This window comes from Salinigranum halophilum (assembly GCF_007004735.1).
GTDB classification, from domain to species: Archaea; Halobacteriota; Halobacteria; order Halobacteriales; family Haloferacaceae; genus Salinigranum; species Salinigranum halophilum.
On record NZ_ML660182.1, the window covers coordinates 421,077 to 439,662 of the forward strand.

An 18,586-nucleotide genomic window follows, 5' to 3' on the forward strand; every position below is an offset into this window, starting at 1 on the left:
AGCGGCTACCGCGCGTACAGCTTCGACCCGACGAGTGACGCCGGCGAAGCGCCACCCGAGGGCGCGATGGCCACGTACGGCCCGTCGACCGGGCCGAAGACGTCGACGACGCGGCCGACCTTCGACAGGGAATCGTCGACGACGACGGTGCCGATGTCCGGCGGGTCGTCGTCGAGGCGGACGATGGCGACGCCCTGGGCGGTTCGCGAGACGGTTCCGACGCGTTTCATCGGCATCGTGTGTTCAGTCCCGGAGGATGTTGACGTAGGCGGCGACGGCCTGGACGAGGTCGTTCTTCGAGGCGTCGTCGGCCCCCTGCACGAGTACTCTGCCGCGCTGTTCGTACTCCCGCGCGTAGGTCTTGTCGCGCTCGATGACCGCGTCGTATCCGACCTGCTGGACGGCCTTCGCGAGTTCGTCGACGGTCGGCTCTTCGACCGCCTGGTCCAGGGGGACCCGTCGTCCCTCCGACCGGGTCCGGGCGGCGTCGAAGTACGCGGGCCAGATGACGTTCTCGACCATACCCGAGTGAGAGAGACCCCGCCGTAATACGGTTGTGGTCCGGCCGTGCCGGCGAGAGACCGAGCCGCGACCGACGGCTGGGGGCCGAGAGGCGAGTCGAGACCGCGTGTACAACACGTATTTATGTATTGCAACTACGGTTGTGTTCACACCGATGTCTCGCGACGTACGCGTTCGGGCAGTGGGCTGGTCGGCTGGTCTCGCAGCGGCGTGTGCCGTCGTGATGGTGCTCAGCGCCGGCATCGGCCCCATCCGCGTCCCCCCGACGACCGTCGCACAGGTCGTGCTGGACGCCCTCCCGGGGGTCGCCTTTGACGTCCCCCGGGAGGCGGCGATCATCGTCCAGCGGGTCCGGATGCCGCGAATCGCGCTCGCCGCCGTCGTCGGGTTCGCGCTCGCGACCGCCGGCGTGGTGATGCAGGGCTTTTTCAGGAACCCGATGGCGGACCCCTCCATCGTGGGCGTCTCCTCGGGGGCCGCCGTCGGCGCTGTCGCCTCGATTGCCCTCCCGGCGCTGCCGTTCGGGCTCGGCCTGCAAGCGGCGGCGTTCGTCGGTGCAATCGTCGCCGCCTTCGGCGTCTACCTCATCGCCACCGAGGGCGGTCGGACACCCGTCGCGACCCTCCTCCTCGCGGGCGTCGCCGTCCAGACGTTCCTCGGCGCGGTCATCTCCTTTCTGCTCTTGCAGTCGGGGCAGAGCCTCAACCGCGCGGTGTTCTGGCTCATGGGTCACCTCCACGACGCCTCGTGGGGTGACGTCCGGACGACGCTCCTCGTTCTGCCGCCGACGTTCGTCATCCTCCTCGTGTACGCACAGGACCTCAACGTCCTCCTCCTCGGCGAGGACGACGCCCACTCGCTCGGTATCGAAGTGGAGCGGACGAAGCGTACCCTCCTGGCACTGGCGAGTCTCGTCACGGCCGCGGCCGTCGCCGTCTCCGGCGTCATCGGCTTCGTCGGCCTCGTCGTCCCGCACATGATGCGGCTCCTCGTCGGGCCCGACCACCGCGTCCTCCTCCCGGCGTCCGCGTTCGGCGGTGCCGCGTTCCTCGTCCTCACCGACACCGTCGCCCGCTCGGGGCCCGCAGAACTTCCTGTCGGTATCGTCACCGCCGCGGTCGGTGCCCCCTTCTTCATCTACCTGCTCCGGTCACGGGAGGTGCGGCGGCTATGATTTCCGTCGATGCCCTCGCCGTCGACCTCGGGGACGAACGGGTGCTCGACGGCGTCTCGCTCACCGTCAACGAGGGCGACTTCGTCGGGCTCATCGGCCCGAACGGGGCCGGCAAGACGACGCTCTTGCGGACGATGAACGGCGGACTCACGCCGCGGCAGGGGACCGTCGAGATCGACGGGAGGGACGTCCATCAGCTCTCCTCGCGGGGAGCGAGCCGGCTCGTCGCGACCGTCCCGCAGACGACACAGCTCTCGTTCGACTTCAGCGTCAGAGAAGCCGTCGAGATGGGTCGGACGCCACACCGGTCGCGCTTCGACACCTGGAGCGCCACGGACCGAGAGGCCGTCGACGCCGCGCTGGCACGGACCGCGGTCACCGACCTCGCGGACCGACCGGTGACGGACATCTCCGGCGGCGAACGGCAGCGCGTCCTCATCGCGCGAGCGCTCGCGCAGACCACCCCCGTGATGTTGCTCGACGAGCCGACGGCGAGTCTCGACATCAACCACCAGGTCCGGACGCTCGAACTCGTCCGCGACCTCGTCGAGGAGGGGAAGACCGCGCTCGCGGCCATCCACGACCTCAACCTCGCCGCTCACTACTGCGACCGGCTGGTGTTGCTGTCGGACTGCCGGGTGCTCGCCGCGGGGCGTCCCGCGGCCGTGTTGACCGAGCCCAACCTCCAGGCCGCGTTCGACACTAACGCCGTGGTCTCCCGACACCCCGTGACGGGCTCGGTCTACGTCACCGCGCTCCCCGACGTCGGCGTCACCCCCGGCGAGGACGTGGCGGGCCGAATCCACGTCGTCGGCGGCGGCGGGAGCGCGGCCCGCGTCCTCTACTTGCTCTCTGCGGCCGGCTACACCGTGTCGGCGGGCGCGCTCAACGAGGGTGACACCGACGCCGAGACGGCCAGACACCTCGGACTCGACCTCGTCACCGTTCCGCCGTACGCCGGCGTCGACGAGTCCACACGCGCGGCCGTCGAGTCGAAGGTCGCAGCCGCGGACGCCGTCGTCGTCACCGACATCGAGGTCGGGGAGGGGAACCTCCCGAACCTGGACGTGGCGGCGGCGGCCGACCACGTCGTCCTCGTCGAGGAACGCCCGTTCGAAGAACGCAACTTCGCGGGCGCGGCGGGGACGAACGCGTACGAACGGCTCCGACGCGACGCGACGGTCGTCGACACCCGCGACGTGGTCGGCGCGGTACAGGCGGCGCTCGGCGAGGCTGACCCGGTCGACGGAGCCGAGACGCCGGTCGATGGCGGAGCGAGCAGTCCGCGCCGCACGCCCTCGTTCCCTCACTCGCCGTCGTCGAACGAGTCGTAGACTCGATCCCCGACCAGCGTCCCGACGACGCCGGGGAGGACGAGAAACGAGACGAGGAGCACGGTCACGAGCCCGAACCAGCGCGAGAACGGCTCCGTCGGCGGCCACAGGAGCGGGAGCAGGCCGGTCACGACGTCGCGGAAGACGACCAGCGAGCAGAGTGCCGCGACCGCCGTGCAGCCGAGGCGGACGGCGAGTCGCTCCCGGCAGGGGCCGGGCTGTGGCTGTGGAAACGGGTCGAACGAGTCGGTCACAGCGTCCCTTCCGTCCCTGCCGGCTAAACGGCTCTGTTCGTCCCCGCCACCGCTGCGTTCATTACCGTGCGAATCATAATTCGTACGACATATTTCATGAAACTCGCACTCATCGGGGTCGGCCAGGCCGGCGGCAAGGTGGTCGACGCCCTCATCCGATACGACCGGTCGGCCCGGGCGGACTTCGTCACCGCCGCCCTCGCCGTGAACACCGCGCGCGCGGACCTCGCGGGGCTGGAGCTCGTCCCGCCGGCAAAGCGTATCCTCGTCGGGCAGTCACGGGTCAAAGGCCACGGCGTCGGCGCGGACAACGAACTCGGCGCCGAGGTGATGGCCGAGGACGTCGGCGAAGTTCTCGCCGCCCTGGACGACGTCGCGTCGCACGAGATCGACGCGTTCCTCGTCGTCGCCGGACTGGGCGGCGGGACCGGTTCGGGCGGCGCACCGGTCCTCGCCCACGAACTGAAGCGGCTCTACACCGAGCCGGTGTACGGGCTCGGACTGCTCCCCGGGCGCGACGAGGGCGGTATCTACACCCTCAACGCCGCGCGGTCGTTCCAGACCTTCGTTCGCGAGGTGGACAACCTCATCGTCTTCGACAACGACGCCTGGCGGCACACCGGCGAGTCGGTCAAGGCGGGCTTCGCCAGTCTCAACGAGGAACTCGCGCGACGGCTCGGCGTCATCTTCTCCGCGGGGGAGGTGACGGACGGACAGGTCGCCGAGAGCGTCGTCGACTCCTCGGAGGTCATCAACACGCTCGCCGGTGGCGGCGTCTCCACCGTCGGCTACGCGGCCGCGCAACGAGAGCGTCGGCGCGGCGGACTCCTCTCTCGGTTCCGGTCGGCTCCACCCGAGGTCGACGACGGTGGGGCGATGAACCGGGTGTCGAGTCTCGTCCGTCGGGCGACGCTCGGCCGACTCACCCTCCCCTGTGACGTCAACGGCACCGAACGCGCGCTGGTGGTGGTCAGCGGCCCGCCCGAGGCGCTCTCCCGACGCGGCATCGAGCGCGGGCGGAAGTGGCTCGAAGAGGAGACCGGGACGATGGAGATTCGCGGCGGCGACGCGCCCGTCGACTCTGACTTCGTCGCCGTCGCCGTGCTCCTCTCGGGCGTGACGTCGGTCCCGCGCATCAAGGAACTACAGGCGGTCGCCATCGAAGCCCAGCGCGAGGGCTTCGAACGCGACGCGGTGAGCGCCGACAACCTCGCGTCCCTGCTCGACACCGACGAGGAACTCGACGCGCTGTTCTGACCACTTCCCCTGGTCCCGGACGCCGGCCACGGTTTAGGTCTCCCAAAACTTATCGGGGAAATGATAATACTTATCGACGTCCTGGTGGTACCGTCGACCGATGGTCGAACTCGCGAACCTCACGTTCGTCTTTCTCGCGGGACTCGTCACCGCTCTCGCGACGGGAATCGGCGCGTTCCCGTTCTTCTTCGTCGACGACGTCGGCGACCGCTGGAACGTGGCGCTGTGGGGTCTCGCCTCCGGCATTATGGTCTCGGCATCGGTGTTCGGGCTCGTCCTCGAGGCGTTCGGGTCGTCCGTGACGCTCTCGCTCGCGGGGTTCTCTGTCGGGAGGGTACCCCCTCGTCTCGTCGGCCTCCTCGTGGCGGGCTTGCTGACGGGTATCGTCCTCGTCGTCGCGGCACATCGCGTCATCGACGATTACGAAGTGTCGCCGAAGAGATACGAAGAGGCGGACTTCAAGAAGCTCCTACTCATCCTCGGCATTCTCACCGTCCACTCGTTCCCCGAGGGGGTCGCCGTCGGCGTCGCGTTCGCGGACCTCGGCTTCTCCGGGCCGACCCTGTTCGGGTTCGTCGTTCCGGTGTTAGGGGTCTTCATGACCGTCGCCATCTCCATTCACAACGTCCCCGAGGGCCTCGCCATCTCCATCCCGCTGCGGGCGATGGGCGTCTCCGAGTGGCGGATGGTCTGGTGGGCCGTCTTCTCCTCACTGCCGCAGCCGGTCGGCGCGGTCATCGCCTTCTACTTCGTCCGCATCGCCCGCGAGTTCCTCCCGTTCGGTTTCGGCTTCGCCGCGGGCGCGATGATCTACCTCGTCCTCACCGAGTTCATCCCCGAGGCGCTCGAACTCGGCCAGGGTCTACCAGGGGGCGGCAAGCGGGAACTCCTCGCGGGGCTCACCGCCGGCTTCGCGGTGATGGTGCCGCTGGCGTTCGTCTGACGCCGGCCCTCGTCGGGGCGCTCGCTCGTTCGCGCCTCGGTGGCCACCAGTGAGAGCGGACGGGAGCGGTTCTCAGTCGTCGGCTTCGACCGGTCGCGCCCGCGGAACCGTCACGTCCGCCAGTCCGGCCTCTATCTGGTCACGGCGGGAGTCGAACTGCCCGGGGAGGACGAGGCGCTCGCCGAGTTCGTCGAGCGGTTCGTCGCTGTCGTACCCCGGGTCGCTCGTGGCGAGTTCGAAGAGCACGCCGCCGAACTCACGGAAGTACACCGAACGGAACCAGTGACGGTTGATCTGCGACGTGGGATTCAGCCCCTTCGAGCGCACCGCGGCACGCATCGCCTCCTGGTCCGCGTCGGTCGGCGTCTGGAAGGCGACGTGGTGGACCGTCCCGTGACCCTGTCGCCCGCCCTGGATGGTGGGGAGGACGTCGACGTATCTGCCGACCGAACCGCTCGCGGCGAAGCGCGTCCGCTCGTCGCCGGGGGTGTCGCCCTGTGTCTGTTCGGTGCCGACCTCCTCGAACCCCATCGTGCGCAGCAGGTCCATCGTGGGCTCGGGGTCGGCCTCCCACAGCGTCACCGAGTGGAAGCCGCGAATCGCCGCGTCCTCCGGGACGAACTCGGTCCACGGGACGGTCGGGTCGTCCGCGGGTATCTCGACCGCGACCAGTTCGACGGGGAGGCCGTCCGGGTCGCGGAACGGGAGGACGGTCTCGCCGAACCGCTCGACGCGCTCGTCGTAGTCGACGCCGTACTCGTCGAACCGGTCCTCCCAGTAGTCGAGACTCCCCTCCGGGACTCGGAACGCCGTCCGGGAGACCTGTCCGGAGCCGACCTTTCCCTGCGGGAGGTCCTCCCACGGGAAGAAGGTCATGCTCGTCCCGGGCGTGCCCTCGGCGTCGGCGAAGAAGAAGTGGTGGGTGCCGGGGTCGTCCTGGTTGATGGAGCGTTTGACGAGGCGGAGTCCCAGCGTCTCGACCCAGAAGTCGAGGTTCCGCTGGGGGTCGCCCGCGATACACGTGACGTGGTGGATGCCGGGTGTCGGGGTGGGTTCGGGCATGCTCTCCGGTAGGGACTGGAAGGACTTGAGTTCGCGCTGACGTGAGTGTTACCGGGTCACGACGGGGATATCGGCCTCCTGGCAGACCGAACGAGGCGCGCCGTGGTGTCGGTTGTCCGAAAGGTTGTCGTGTGTCGAGCGACTATGTGTCTGTGTACCATGTGTCACCACATCGACGTTCGTCGGTGGGACGAGCGAACGGACGACAGCGCGACCGACCGAGAAGCGGAGGACGCCGAGCGGGACGACGAGATGCCGGAGTTCCTCGACGAGGAACGGGCGACCGAGGTCGACCTGCTGACCGACGGCGGCGACGAGGAGTGACGCGCTGCTGACGGGTCGTTCGACCTCGTACACGTCGCTTCTTTCAGTGTGATTTGCGCCCCGAAGAGGAGTCGCTCGGCAACCTCGTGAGACCGGCCCGCTCGGATGTGACTACGACGCGGCGCGGTACCTGAATGCCGGCCTCGTGTGCGCCGGACAGTCGGGGCTTCGCCGTCGGTGCGGGAAAAAACGGAACTTAGTGTGAGTGACCCATCGCGTCGGCGAGCGAGACGCCGAAGCGCTCCTCGAAGATGTTCTCCATCTCGTCGTTCAGTTCCTCGAGGTCGCCGGGGACTTCGCCCTCGGCGTGGTGGACGACGACGTGTGCCTGCTGTGCGAACGCCTGGACGACGATGTCGCCGACGACGTCCGTCGGTTCCTCGCCTTGCTCGGCGAAGATGTCGACGAGGCCGCTCGGGAGCTGAATCTCTTCGACGTCGCCGTCGGGTCCTTCGATGGTGTACGTCTCGGTTTCGACCATACCCCCTCTGGGAGGTCACCACTAAAGGGTCTGTGGGAATCGGACGCCGTGAGCGTGAGGCGACCCGCCCGAGTCGAACGCTCACGGCGGTCCGCGCACGCCGTTCGCGGCACGGCAGCGAAGGGCCAGCGGCGCAGTTCAGTCGTCGGACTCGGCCGCGGCGGCCTCTTTGGGCTTCGCCGCCGTCCGGTCGAGGTCTTCGAGGTAGTCGTCGGCGTCGAGGGCGGCCTTCGAGCCCATGCCGCCGGCGGTGACCGCCTGCTGGTAATGGTAGTCGACGACGTCGCCGGCGCCGAACAGGCCCTCGACGTCCGTCGCGGTCTGGCCGCCGCCGGAGCCCCCCTTCGTCTTCAGGTAGCCCTCGTCGTCCATCCGTGCGTCCGTCCCTTCGAGATACGCGGTGTTCGGCGTGTGACCGATGGCGTAGAAGACCGCGCCGACGTCGAAGTCGAACTCCTCCGTCTGGGGGTCGTCGAGCCTGTCGGTCGGGTGGCCCTCCGGGTGGCGCACGAGCGTGACGTGGTCGACGCCCTCCTCGGGTGTACCGTGCAGTTCGGTCACCTCGGTGTTACGCATGATCTCGATCTCTCCCTCGTCGACCTTCTCCATCGTCCGGTCGATCCAGTAATCCTCGGCGCGGAACTCCTCGCGGCGGTGTACGAGATACACCTTCGAGGCGAACTTGGTCAGGAAGTTCGCCTCCTCCATCGCGGCGTCGCCGCCGCCGACGACCATGATCTTCTCGTCGCGGAAGAACGCGCCGTCACACGTCGCACACGTCGACAGCCCGTAGCCCATCAGGTCGTCCTCGCCGGGGATACCGAGCGTCCGTGCCGACGCACCCGAGGCGGCGATGACCGCGTCCGCGGTGTAGACGTCGCCGTTCTTCAGTTCGACTCTGAACGGGCGCGAAGAGTCGTCGAGCGAGGTGAGGATACCGTGTTTCACCTCGGCACCGAAGCGCTTCGCCTGCGTTTTCATGTTGTTCACCAGTTCCGGCCCGGAGATGCCCTCGGGGAAGCCGGGGTAGTTGTCCACCTCGGTGGTGAGCGTCAACTGTCCACCCGGTTCGTCGCCCTCGAAGACGAGCGGGTCGTTGTTCGACCGCGCCGCGTAGATGGCCGCGGTGAGCCCTGCGATACCCGAACCGGCGATGATGAGCCGACGGTGTTCGACCACGTCGGCGTCCTGCGACGTCCCTGTCATTAGCGTTGAGTACTCCGTGGCGGGGTATTACGCTTGTGCTGTCGTGCAGCAATCGGCGTCCACGCGGTTCGTGATACCACACCACAGTCTGCGAGGCGGGGCTGCCTCGACACGCCGAAGCGCTCTTGTCGTCTCTCCCGGGTGTGTCGCACATGGCCGACCTACAGGAGAAGACCGACCGCTACGAGCGGATGCTCGCCGACGCCCTCTCGGCGGCCACTGTCGCCGTCCCGCCGGATACGCCACTCGGTGCGGCCGCCGGGGAGTGTGAAGAGATGGCTCGCTCGTACCTCGAGGACGGCCGGCACTTCCGAGCCGACGACGACCTCGTGAACGCGCTCGCCTCGTTCTCGTACGGCTACGGCTGGCTCGACGCCGGCGTCCGCATGGGGCTGTTCGCGGTCCCCGACGACTCACACCTGTTCACGATGTGAGAGACGGCACCCGGGCGACGGCCGGCGGTCGTGACTGTCCTCTGTCGATGACCTTACGTATCGGGGGTGTGTCGAGAGGGGTGATGGAGGCGGTCCTCTGGTACGTGTTCACCGGGACGCGAGGTGGAAAGAACCGCCTCCGTATCCTCGAGACTGTCGACGAGCGACCGCGTAACGCCAACCAGTTGGCGGAGGCGCTCGACCTGGACTACAAGACCGTCCGGCATCACCTCGACGTCCTCGTCGACAACGACGTCGTGCAGAAGAGCGGTGACGGCTACGGAGCGGTGTACCTCCCCTCCGACCGCGCCCGGCACCACTGGGAGACAATCGAGCAGATTATGGAGCAGGTGACGTAACCGTGAGCGTAATCGTGCGTCCGTCCGCGTCGAGTCGTGCGCCGACTATGGAGAGATTTGGGAAAGTGTATTTGCCGCCCCGGTTGCAAGGAGAGCCTAGATGAGTCTCTGGTTCGACGTGGCACGGCTGGCAGCGGGGCTCAACATCCTGTTGCTCGCCGTGTTGCTCTTCATCTGGGGACGCAACTACCTCGACCTCCGTTCGAAGCACGCGCTCGGACTCATGGTGTTCGCCGTCCTCCTCCTCTTGGAGAACGCCGTCGCACTCTACATCTACTCGCTCGACCCGACGCTCTCGGTGTGGTTCGCCTCCGCGGTCCCTCCCATCGCCTGGCGCGGCCTGATGTCGCTCCACGTCCTCGAGACGGTGGGAATCGGCTTCCTCGTGTGGATCACGGTCGACTGAGGCGTCTCTCCTCGGCGGTCAGTCCTCGTCCCTACGGCAGTCGGTACGTCGGCCCCTCCGGTGAGTCGCCGACCTCGACACCCAGCGCCTCGAGTTCGTCGCGGAGCGCGTCCGCCCGGTCGTAGTTGCCTGCCTCGCGTTCTTCCGCACGCACCTGTAACACCAGTTCGACGAGGTCCGCGGCGAGACCGACGTCGCTCTCGTCACTCGCACCGAGCTGGAGGCCGAAGACGTCGCCGCCGAGGTCCTCGAACGCCTCGATAGCCGCCTTCAACCCCCGGTAGTCGTACTCCTCGCTCGAGAGGTGGTTGTTGACCGCGCGGGTGAGTTCGAGGAGTGCCGCCATCGCCTCGCGGACGTTGAAGTCGTCGTTCATCGCCGCGCGGAAGTCCCCTCTCGCAGTGTCGACCGCCGTCCGGAGCGCGTCGTCTTCGACCTTCGTCCGCGCGTCGACGCTATCGCAGGCGGCGACGGCGTCCTCGTAGGTGCGCTCGAGGCGCTCCCAGCGCTCTTCTGCCTCCCGCATGGCGGCCTCCGAGAACGTCTGCTTCGTGCCGTACTGCGTTCCCAGGTAGAACGTCCGGAGGACGTTCACGCCCCAGCGCTCCAGCGCGTCGGCGACGTAGAAGTAGTTGCCGAGCGACGACGACATCTTCTCGCCCTCGGTCTCGAGCAGGCCGGTGTGGAGCCAGTATCGTGCGAACTCCTGGCCCGTGGCCGCCTCCGACTGGGCGATCTCGTTCTCGTGGTGCGGGAAGACGAGGTCGTGCCCGCCGACGTGGATGTCGATGGTCGAATCGAGATGCGTCATCGACATCGCCGAGCACTCGATGTGCCAGCCGGGCCGCCCCTCGCTCCACGGCGACGCCCACGTCTGGCCCTGCTCGCCTTCGAGCGGCGGCAGGTCCTCACTCCGGTGGGCTGCGACTTCGTCGGGCGTGACGCCGCCGGCCTTCCAGAGCGCGAAGTCGGCCGGGTGGCGCTTTTCACCCTGCTCTGCGACGCCCTGCGCCTCCAGTTCGTCGACCTGCTGGTTCGAGAGCTTGCCGTAGTCGTCGAAGGTGGTGACGTCGAAGTAGACCGAGCCGTTGGCCTCGTAGGCGTACCCCTTCTCGACGAGCGACGCGACGAGGTCGATTATCTCGGGAACGTGTTCGGAGACGCGCGGGTAGACCGCGGCGCGCTCGAGGTTGAGCCCGCGCATATCGTCGATGACCGAGGCGGTGAACCCCCGCGCGACTGCCGACTCGCTGTCGCCGAGGTCGTCCTCTCCCACCCTCGCGACGATCTTCTCGTTGACGTCGGTGAAGTTCTCGACGTGTCTGACCGAGAAGCCCTCGTGTTCGAGCCACCGGTGCATGACGTCCGCGTGGGTCCACACACGGGCGTGGCCGAGGTGGGCGTCGTCCGAGACCGTCAGCCCACAGACGTACAGGAGTACCTCGTCGCCGACTGGTTCGAACGGTTCCTGTTCCCCTGTGAGGGTGTTGGTCACGGACAGGTCGTGCATCGCCGGAGAGTTGACGCGCGGCTTTTTTGAACTCGTCGGAACTCGTGTGGGACGGAGACGAGGGGGTGTGAGCGCTCACGTTCGCGTCGCACGCGTGATGCGCGCCCGTGTTCGACCGGTGCTGGAGTGGCGTGTCGGTGTCGGGAATCGTCTCGCTCCCGCGCGCCGACCGCCGCAGGACAGGAGGGTGGCGTGTGAGGCGATACCTTCCCTCAGAACAGACACCCCACGAACCGAACCCCCGACTCAAACCCCGTCGGGTCGCTCGAGCTCACCCCGTCGAACCTTCGCCTTCGTCTCCTCGTCGAGCATCTCCTTGACGAAGTCCGGCATCTCCGCGGGAAGGCCGTCGGGCGTGTCGTACAGCGACGCTGTCGCGTTCTCGGCGTCACCGGTGACGTCGACGCCGCCGTCCGACCGCGGGCGACTCGTCCCTCCTCCGCCGTCGGTCGCCGCATCCCGCGTCCGGTTCAGCGAGTCGAGGTCGGCCTCGGTGTTGATGCTCTCGACGGCGTCGTCCATCTCGACGGCCCGTTCGGCCTGCTCGGCGACGCTGTCGTTCATCTCGTCGAGCCGGGTGGACACCTCGTCGGCCTGTTCGGCCGCGGTGTCGACGTATCGGGCGATTTCGGAGGACATCTCCGCCTGTTCTTCGGTCGCGCGGGCGACCTCCTCGATTCCGTCCGTGACCTCGGTGACGGCGGTGGTGATGTCGTCGAGCCGTCCTGTGACCTCCTCGACGCGGTTGACGCCTGTGTCGATGTGCTGGTCGGCGTCCTCGAGGTTCACCGCCGTCCCTTCGATCTGCTCTGTCACCTCGCCGATCATCCCTTCGACCCGGCTAGCCTGCTCTTTCGACTCGTTCGCCAGCGCCTTCACCTCGTCGGCGACGACGGCGAACCCCGACCCGGCTTCGCCGGCGCGAGCGGCTTCGATGCTCGCGTTGAGCGCCAGCAGGTTCGTCTGTTCGGCGATGCTGTTTATCATCTCGACGATCCCGTCGATCTCGTCGATGGTGTCGACGAGCGTGTCGACCTTGGTGGTGATCTCGTCGCGCGACTCCGAGAGTTCGTCCATCGCGTCGATGGCTTCCTCGGCGAACGACCGGCCGTTCGCGGCCTGTTTCCGCGCGTCGTCGGTCTGGCGGGCGACCTCGTCGGCCGTCGCCGCGACCTCCTCGACAGTCGCACTGAGCTGAGAGACCTCGTTCGCGATCTGGTCCGTGTTCGACGCCTGCTTCGCGGCGAGGCTCTCGATCTCCGAGATACTCATCGCCGTCTGGTTCGTCTCCGTCTGGAGGTTCTCGACCGTCTCGTCGACGTTCTCGCGCAGTTTGCGGGACTCTTCGATCTCTTCGCGCATCTCCTCGGCGAAGGAGTTGAGGTAGGTGTCGTTGACGACCTGCATGTCGAGGTTCAGCCCGCGGACGACCGCCATCGCGTCGGCGAACGCCTCGTCGAACGCCGCGTCGACCTGAGCGGCCGCCTCGGGGTCGAGCCCCTCCGTCGCCGCCTCGGTCCCCGCCTGGTTCAGCGCGTCGAAGACGATGCCCGTCGCGTTGGCGAACATCCCGCCGAAGAAGTGCAGCGGCATCCCGACGGTGTCGTGGAGCCGGCCGATGCGGGTCCGCGCGGCGTAGTAGCCGAGGTCGTACGTCCCACCGGTGAGCGACGTGAAGTAGCCGCCGACGACCCGGTCCATGTACGTCCGGTCGTCGACCCGAGCCACGTCGGACCGGGCGAGCACCTCACGCGTCTTGTCGTGTCCGTAGAGGTAGTCGTTGAACGCGTCGACCAGCGCGTCGAGGTTCTCGTCGACGACGGGACTCAGCGACGCCAGGCGCTCTGCGTCCGCGTCGTCGAAGCCGATGAACTCCTTTCGCCAGCGGAGCTCCGCACTGTCGATTCCGATATCAGCGAGGAGTTCTCTGCCAGAGACCCCGAGCGTCCCGTCTCCGATCGCGTCCCGTGTTGCCATAGGTTTCAAATCGCCAATCCGTCCATAAAGCTACGCTCCAGGATATCAGCGAGGATAACTGCGTGACACGGCCTCCTGTCCGCTCCCCCCGCCGCGGTCGACCGCGGCGGGGGGCGGTCGGCGTCAACGCTCCTCGACGCACGCCTCGGCGAGACGCAGCGCCGTCGCCCCCTGTCGACGCGGCACGACGAGGACGAGTTCGTCGCCGGCGACGCCCGCGGCGTCGACGAGCACGCGCTGCACCCGACACCGTTCGACGACGGCCGTGAGCAGCGTCGCGTCGACGTCGCCCGAGACGCGAATCGCCGTCAGTTCACCCCCTCGCGTGACACGGGCGTCGCCGGCACCGACGACCACGTCGTCGCTCGTGTGCCCGTCCGCGACGCCGTCTTCGTTCTCGTATCCGACGCCGTTCTGCATGCGAACCGCTGCCGTCGCCCCCCGGTCGTCCACGGGGTCGAGTTCCTCCGCGAAGCGGCGGAGCGCCGTCGCCACCGCCTCGGGGTCGCCGTCGAGGTCGAGGTAGTCGGCGGCGGCGCGGTAGTTGACGACCCCGGCACAGAGTGCGTCGTAGAGGAACGGTCGACGGCGAACAGCGTCGCGGGCTTCGGCTGCGAGGGACATGGTCCGGTGCTCGCCGCCGAGGGGCAAAAACCCGCCGGCGTCGCGTCTCTGGGACGGTCGACCCCGGCGTCGTCTCCCCGCGCGAGCCGAGAGCCGAAGTCCATAAGGACGCGCCGTCCTCTCGTTCACGTATGAGCGCGCTGGTCATCGTCGCACACGGGTCGCACCTGAACCCCGACTCCTCGACACCCACGTACGACCACGCGGACACGATTCGCGCCGTGGGTGCGTTCGACGAGGTCCGCACCGGGTTCTGGAAGGAAGAGCCCTCGTTCCGGGAGGTCCTCCGAACCGTCGACTCCGACGAGGTGTACGTCGTCCCGCTGTTCGTCTCGGAGGGGTACTTCACCGAGCAGGTCATCCCTCGCGAACTGCGACTGCGCGAGTGGGACCCCGAGGCGTGGGAGTCGGACGGCACGAGCGCCACGGACGTGACGCTCACCGCAGAAGACACGGGACAGACCATCCACTACTGTGGGCCGGTGGGGACACACGACTCGATGACGGACGTCATCGTCCGCCGCGCGGAGTCGGTCACCGGCGACCCCGACGTCGGGGATGGGTTCGGCCTCTGCGTCGTCGGCCACGGCACCAAGCGCAACGAGAACTCCGCGAAGGCGATCGAGTACCACGCCCGTCGCGTCGAAGAGATGGACCGCTTCGACGAGGTCCGGGCGCTGTTCATGGACGAGGACCCCGAAATCGACGACGTCACCGACTACTTCGAGGCCGAAGACGTCGTCGTCGTCCCGCTGTTCATCGCCGACGGCTTCCACACCCAGGAGGACATCCCCGAGGACATGGGTCTCACCGACGACTACCGCACGGGGTGGGAGACGCCCGCCACGGTCGACGGCCACCGCATCTGGTACGCCGGCGCTGTCGGCACCGAGCCGTTGATGGCCGACGTCGTCCTCGAACGTGCAGCCGACGCCGGGGCCGACGTCGGAAACGCGGTCGAGACGGTCCGCGAACGGACCCGACAGACCGGCTCTCCGGCCGACTGACCCGGCCGGCCTCGGTCTCGGCCACCTCGTCTACGCCCTCGACGTCGAAGCCGACCTCGGCGACGAGGTCGTCGGGGGCGACCTCGCAGAGGAGGACCGACCCGTCGCCGCCCGAGCGGCCCGTCGTCGCCCCGTGGACGGCGGGGGACGGACGAACCGGCCGACTTTTTCCGTTCGACTCCCTGCCCTCGACTATGACTGCCGAACGCGTGGACGCGCTGGTGGCCACCGCCTCTGACGGCATCGACTTCGACGGCCTCCGCGTCGAAGCGACCGACGACGGCTACGCCTTCGAGACGCCCGACGCCGACCACGCCGGGCTCGACGAGGCCGCCCTCCGCGACGTCGCCGCGGGGTCGGACTACGTGTCGAACTGGTACGTCTGGCACGCCGTCGTCCCGCAGAAGCCGGACCGCTGGGCGTTTCTGCGGTGGCTCGAAGGTGCCGACGTCGGCGCCGACGTCGACGGGTCGGACGTCGTGGCGCGCTACGACGCCCTCACGGAGGGCGTGACGACCGAGTGGGGGCAGCTGTCGATTACCGCGCGTCTCGACGACGACGAGGGCGGACGGCGTCGGTACGAGGTTCGCCACGTGGACGACGTCGGGCGGGACGGACTCGACAGGTACGACGACCCGCTCGAGGCTCGCGACCTCGCGACGCACGACGAACGCGGGCGGTACCGGCCGCTGAAGGCCGCGCCCTCGCTCCGGACCGGCTGGCAGTTCGCCGCGCTGGACCCGACGGCGCTGGTCGAGGTCGTGGAGGCGTTCTACCCCGCTTCCGTGCCGAACTGGTACCGCGAGCGCGAGGGTGAACTGGACGTGACCCACTGGCGCGAGACGATGGGTCGTCAGACCGGGATGTACGGCGTCGTCAAGACCTGGGACCGCGGCGAGGGGTACGAACACGTCAACTGGGTCGCCGAGGCGACCTGCGACGACTCGCAGTGTCTCAAACGGCGCGAGTGGCAGTACGACGACGAGACGGACCTCGACGTCGACGGCGGCGACGGTCAGTTCCCCTGTCGTGAGCCCTGTTCGGTCGTCGTCTCCGGGGCGCGGAAGTGGACCAAACTCGAGTCCGAACAGCCGCGGACGTACGAGTTCGAACTCACGCCGTCGGAGAAGGAGCAACTGGAGGAGGTCATCGACGCGGTGGCCGACGGCCGGACCGACGAGATCAGAGAGGCCGACGTCTCCGACGGGGCGAACCGCTTCCGGGCGCGGTTCCTGCGCGCGAAGCTGTTCGACGACGAGGGCAACCTCGCGGGGACGCCGACCGACCGCGAAACGTAGCGTCGGTCACCTGATGCTGTAGACGAGCGCGGCGACCGCGCCGCCGATGACGACGCCGACGCCGACGAGGACCGCCGGACTGCTCGCGCCGACGAAGTAGACCGCACCGGCGGCGATGACGACCGCCAGGAGGACGAAGAGCACGAAGGGGAGCGCATCCGGACCGGGAAGCGCCGTGAGCCCCTTGCTCACGGCCGACTGCTGGGGTTCTCTGGGTTTCGGTTTCGAGAGGGACTCGTCGACGGCGACCTGCTGTGTCTCCTCTTCGAGGGGTTCGATGGTCACGTCGACGTTCGTCGTCTCGGCGCCGTAGCCGGTCGACACCTTCAGCCGCCCGGAGACCGCCGTCGAGGGTCGGTCGTCGACGACGATGTCGATTCGCGACGTGGTGTCGCCGGCGACGAAGACGTTGCTCTCGCCGAGTCGCGCGACGCGCGAGAGGGCGTCGTCCAGGTGGAGGTGGACGTGGACGCCTTCGCCGTGATTCGACAGGTCGACGTAGAAAGAGCCGTCGCTCGTGAACTCCACGGGTGCCTCGATGGCGTGTAAGCGTCCACGATTGAGTTCGACGGGCAACGACGCTGGCACACCTTGGTCTCTGCTCGGGGGGGCAAAAAGGTTGAGGCTCGGACGAGTCAGCGACCAGTCTGCCGTCCGTGACTCACACCCCGACTCGACGGCTTACTCGTCGCGCATGTCCGGCGGCCGGAGGTCCGGGATGCCGTCCTCGATGGGGTACTCCTCGCCCGTGACCGTACCGACGAACTTCCCCTCGATAATCTCGTCCCCGTCGCGCTTGGTGACGTGGAGTTCGAGTTCGCTCTTGTCGAGCGGGTCGCAGAGGATGTCCACGAGTGACTCTTTCATCACTCTTCTCTTCGTGGGTGCCGACAAAAAGCGTACGGCTTCGCCCCGAGGCGCGAACGTCTCTACCCCTCGAAGGGGTCGTGGAGTTCGATGGTCTCCGCGCGGTCGGGACCGATACCGACGGCGTACACCGGCGCACCGACCTCGTCCGAGACGTAGTTCAGGTAGTCACGTGCGCCCGAAGGCAGGGCGTCGTACCCCTCGCCCGCGACGGCCGTCCAGTCGACCTCCGGCCACGGTTCGAACTCCTTCAGGACGGGCTCACACCGCGCCCAGCGCTCGGTGGTCGACGGAATCGTCTCGACCTCCTCGCCGTCGAGTTCGTACGCGTGGCCGACCTGCACCTCGTCGAGTCCGGCGAGCACGTCGACGTGGTTGACGGCGATTCCGGTGAACCCACTCACTCGGGAGGCGTGTCTGAGCATCGGGATGTCGAGCCAGCCGATACGTCGGGGCCGGCCGGTGACGGTGCCGAACTCGCCGCCTTTCTCGCGGATGTGGTCGGCGAGCGTCTCCTCGCGGTCGTCGCCGTCCAGTTCCGTCGGCATCGGCCCTTTGCCGACCCGTGAGAGGTACGCCTTCACGATACCGACGACCTCGCCACGGCCGGTGACGGTCGGTCCGACGCCCGACCCGGTGGCAGCGCCGCCGGCGGTCGGGTTCGACGAGGTGACGTACGGGTAGCTCCCGTGGTCGATATCGATGAGCGTCCCCTGTGCACCCTCGAACATGACCTCGTCGCCGGCCTGCCGGCGTTCGTAGAGGAAGTCCGAACAGTTCACGGTCATCCCCTCCTCGGCGAGTCGCTCGCCGATCTCGCGGTACTCCTCGTAGAGGGCGTCGACGTCGAACGCTTCGTCGGCGTCGAGACCGAACACCTTCTCGACGAGCGCCCGCTTCTGCGGGACGACGTACTCGAGGCGGTCGCGGAGTACTTCGGGGTCGAGGAGGTCGCCGACGCGAACCCCGCGGCGACCGACCTTGTCCTCGTACGTCGGGCCGATTCCCCGGCCGGTCGTGCCGACCTCGTCGCCCGACTCGGATTTGGCCTCCTCCTCGATTCCGTCGAGCCGACGGTGGTACGGCATGATGACGTGCGCGCGCTCGGCGACTCGGACGTCCGGGTCGAGGCCGCGCTCGCGCAGGGCGTCGATCTCGTCGAACAGGGTGCGGGGGTTGACGACGCAGCCGTTCCCCAAGACTCCGACTTTGTCGCGAACGGCACCACTGGGGACGAGCGAGAGCTTGTACTCCTCGCCTCCCTCGACGACGGTGTGGCCGGCGTTGTCGCCGCCCTGATATCTGACGACGACATCCGCCGCGCCACCCCACAGGTCGACGAGGGCGCCTTTGCCCTCGTCACCCAACTGAGAGCCGACAATCGTGACGGTCATAGACGCGGCTTTCACGCCATGGGTCAAACCGGTTACGGTCCACTCACGCGACAGTCGGTGTGCGGCGAGAGTCGCCCGCGCGACGAACGCGGCCGGCGCGACGGGGGCGCGCGAGGGCTGGTCCCCGATGGGCCGCGAACCTCCTCGCACTCT

22 protein-coding genes are annotated in these 18,586 nt (G+C 68.1%); 10 read left to right on the top strand and 12 right to left on the bottom strand.

Translation table 11 applies throughout. The features are described from left to right. Positions 1-5: 5 nt before the first annotated feature. Together E6N53_RS02185 and srp19 are read right to left on the bottom strand one after the other, a co-directional pair. Positions 6-230, bottom strand: a complete 225-nt coding sequence (locus E6N53_RS02185) for an H/ACA ribonucleoprotein complex subunit GAR1 (protein WP_136589254.1) — start codon at positions 228-230, stop codon at positions 6-8. A 13-nt stretch (positions 231-243) separates the two neighbouring features. Further along, positions 244-522 (bottom strand): signal recognition particle subunit SRP19, encoded by a 279-nt coding sequence (gene srp19 / locus E6N53_RS02190; protein ID WP_136588808.1) that lies wholly within the window; start codon positions 520-522, stop codon positions 244-246. Positions 523-676: 154 nt separating this feature from the next. Here srp19 and btuC point away from each other — a divergent pair, with 154 nt between their 5' ends. After that, complete coding sequence (gene btuC, locus E6N53_RS02195) at positions 677-1,696, top strand: vitamin B12 ABC transporter permease BtuC (protein ID WP_142856551.1); 1,020 nt, start codon at positions 677-679, stop codon at positions 1,694-1,696. Next, positions 1,693-3,030: a heme ABC transporter ATP-binding protein gene (locus tag E6N53_RS02200; RefSeq protein WP_142856553.1), complete on the top strand. Its 1,338-nt coding sequence runs from the start codon at positions 1,693-1,695 to the stop codon at positions 3,028-3,030. Before btuC ends, E6N53_RS02200 begins: the two co-directional genes overlap by 4 nt. Here E6N53_RS02200 and E6N53_RS02205 read toward each other — a convergent pair. Continuing rightward, entirely contained in the window at positions 3,003-3,284 is a 282-nt protein-coding gene (locus E6N53_RS02205) for a hypothetical protein (protein ID WP_142856555.1), read from the bottom strand. The genes E6N53_RS02200 and E6N53_RS02205 overlap by 28 nt on opposite strands. Before the next feature lie 96 nt (positions 3,285-3,380). Between E6N53_RS02205 and E6N53_RS02210 the strand changes: the two genes are divergently transcribed. Both E6N53_RS02210 and E6N53_RS02215 read left to right on the top strand, forming a co-directional pair. Further along, positions 3,381-4,541, top strand: coding sequence for a tubulin/FtsZ family protein (locus tag E6N53_RS02210; RefSeq protein WP_142856557.1), 1,161 nt, complete (start codon positions 3,381-3,383; stop codon positions 4,539-4,541). A gap of 100 nt (positions 4,542-4,641) precedes the next feature. Further along, entirely contained in the window at positions 4,642-5,484 is an 843-nt protein-coding gene (locus tag E6N53_RS02215) for a ZIP family metal transporter (RefSeq protein ID WP_142856559.1), read from the top strand. A gap of 72 nt (positions 5,485-5,556) precedes the next feature. On the opposite strand, the gene E6N53_RS02220 is transcribed toward E6N53_RS02215, so the two are convergent. Then, on the bottom strand, positions 5,557-6,546 hold the full coding sequence (locus tag E6N53_RS02220) for a ring-cleaving dioxygenase (RefSeq protein ID WP_142856561.1): 990 nt from the start codon (positions 6,544-6,546) through the stop codon (positions 5,557-5,559). Positions 6,547-6,705: 159 nt separating this feature from the next. On the opposite strand from E6N53_RS02220, the gene E6N53_RS20900 reads away from it, so the two are divergent. Continuing rightward, complete coding sequence (locus E6N53_RS20900) at positions 6,706-6,870, top strand: hypothetical protein (RefSeq protein WP_201741055.1); 165 nt, start codon at positions 6,706-6,708, stop codon at positions 6,868-6,870. Positions 6,871-7,066: 196 nt separating this feature from the next. On the opposite strand, the gene E6N53_RS02225 is transcribed toward E6N53_RS20900, so the two are convergent. Beyond that, on the bottom strand, positions 7,067-7,351 hold the full coding sequence (locus E6N53_RS02225; RefSeq protein ID WP_142856563.1) for a DUF7545 family protein: 285 nt from the start codon (positions 7,349-7,351) through the stop codon (positions 7,067-7,069). Positions 7,352-7,489: 138 nt separating this feature from the next. Continuing rightward, entirely contained in the window at positions 7,490-8,557 is a 1,068-nt protein-coding gene (locus E6N53_RS02230; protein WP_142856565.1) for an NAD(P)/FAD-dependent oxidoreductase, read from the bottom strand. A 152-nt stretch (positions 8,558-8,709) separates the two neighbouring features. Between E6N53_RS02230 and E6N53_RS02235 the strand changes: the two genes are divergently transcribed. From E6N53_RS02235 to E6N53_RS02245, 3 genes are all read left to right on the top strand, one after another. Continuing rightward, positions 8,710-8,991, top strand: coding sequence for a DUF357 domain-containing protein (locus tag E6N53_RS02235; RefSeq protein WP_136588817.1), 282 nt, complete (start codon positions 8,710-8,712; stop codon positions 8,989-8,991). An 83-nt stretch (positions 8,992-9,074) separates the two neighbouring features. Next, the gene (locus tag E6N53_RS02240; protein ID WP_136589255.1) at positions 9,075-9,350 is read left to right on the top strand and encodes a winged helix-turn-helix domain-containing protein; all 276 of its coding nucleotides are present in this window, start codon (positions 9,075-9,077) and stop codon (positions 9,348-9,350) included. Between the two features lie 100 nt (positions 9,351-9,450). After that, the gene (locus E6N53_RS02245; RefSeq protein WP_136588818.1) at positions 9,451-9,756 is read left to right on the top strand and encodes a DUF8036 family membrane protein; all 306 of its coding nucleotides are present in this window, start codon (positions 9,451-9,453) and stop codon (positions 9,754-9,756) included. A gap of 31 nt (positions 9,757-9,787) precedes the next feature. Here E6N53_RS02245 and cysS read toward each other — a convergent pair whose 3' ends face one another. From cysS to E6N53_RS02260, 3 genes are all read right to left on the bottom strand, one after another. After that, the gene (gene cysS, locus E6N53_RS02250; RefSeq protein ID WP_142856567.1) at positions 9,788-11,266 is read right to left on the bottom strand and encodes a cysteine--tRNA ligase; all 1,479 of its coding nucleotides are present in this window, start codon (positions 11,264-11,266) and stop codon (positions 9,788-9,790) included. Between the two features lie 246 nt (positions 11,267-11,512). Continuing rightward, positions 11,513-13,243: a globin-coupled sensor protein gene (locus E6N53_RS02255; RefSeq protein WP_142856569.1), complete on the bottom strand. Its 1,731-nt coding sequence runs from the start codon at positions 13,241-13,243 to the stop codon at positions 11,513-11,515. A 123-nt stretch (positions 13,244-13,366) separates the two neighbouring features. Further along, positions 13,367-13,867, bottom strand: a complete 501-nt coding sequence (locus E6N53_RS02260) for a DUF7523 family protein (protein ID WP_142856571.1) — start codon at positions 13,865-13,867, stop codon at positions 13,367-13,369. Between the two features lie 131 nt (positions 13,868-13,998). Here E6N53_RS02260 and E6N53_RS02265 point away from each other — a divergent pair, with 131 nt between their 5' ends. Both E6N53_RS02265 and E6N53_RS02270 read left to right on the top strand, forming a co-directional pair. After that, a complete protein-coding gene (locus tag E6N53_RS02265; RefSeq protein ID WP_142856573.1) occupies positions 13,999-14,874 on the top strand; it encodes a CbiX/SirB N-terminal domain-containing protein in 876 nt (291 codons plus the stop codon). Positions 14,875-15,068: 194 nt separating this feature from the next. Further along, positions 15,069-16,172 carry a DR2241 family protein gene (locus E6N53_RS02270; protein WP_142856575.1) on the top strand — a complete coding sequence of 368 codons (1,104 nt, stop codon included), beginning with the start codon at positions 15,069-15,071 and terminating at the stop codon, positions 16,170-16,172. Positions 16,173-16,178: 6 nt separating this feature from the next. Here E6N53_RS02270 and E6N53_RS02275 read toward each other — a convergent pair whose 3' ends face one another. The 3 genes from E6N53_RS02275 to E6N53_RS02285 form a co-directional block, all read right to left on the bottom strand. Beyond that, on the bottom strand, positions 16,179-16,760 hold the full coding sequence (locus E6N53_RS02275; protein ID WP_142856577.1) for a DUF7524 family protein: 582 nt from the start codon (positions 16,758-16,760) through the stop codon (positions 16,179-16,181). 93 nt (positions 16,761-16,853) lie between these two features. Then, complete coding sequence (locus tag E6N53_RS02280) at positions 16,854-17,039, bottom strand: methytransferase partner Trm112 (protein WP_136588825.1); 186 nt, start codon at positions 17,037-17,039, stop codon at positions 16,854-16,856. A 62-nt stretch (positions 17,040-17,101) separates the two neighbouring features. Beyond that, positions 17,102-18,433, bottom strand: a complete 1,332-nt coding sequence (locus tag E6N53_RS02285; protein ID WP_142856579.1) for an adenylosuccinate synthase — start codon at positions 18,431-18,433, stop codon at positions 17,102-17,104. Positions 18,434-18,586 lie beyond the last annotated feature (153 nt).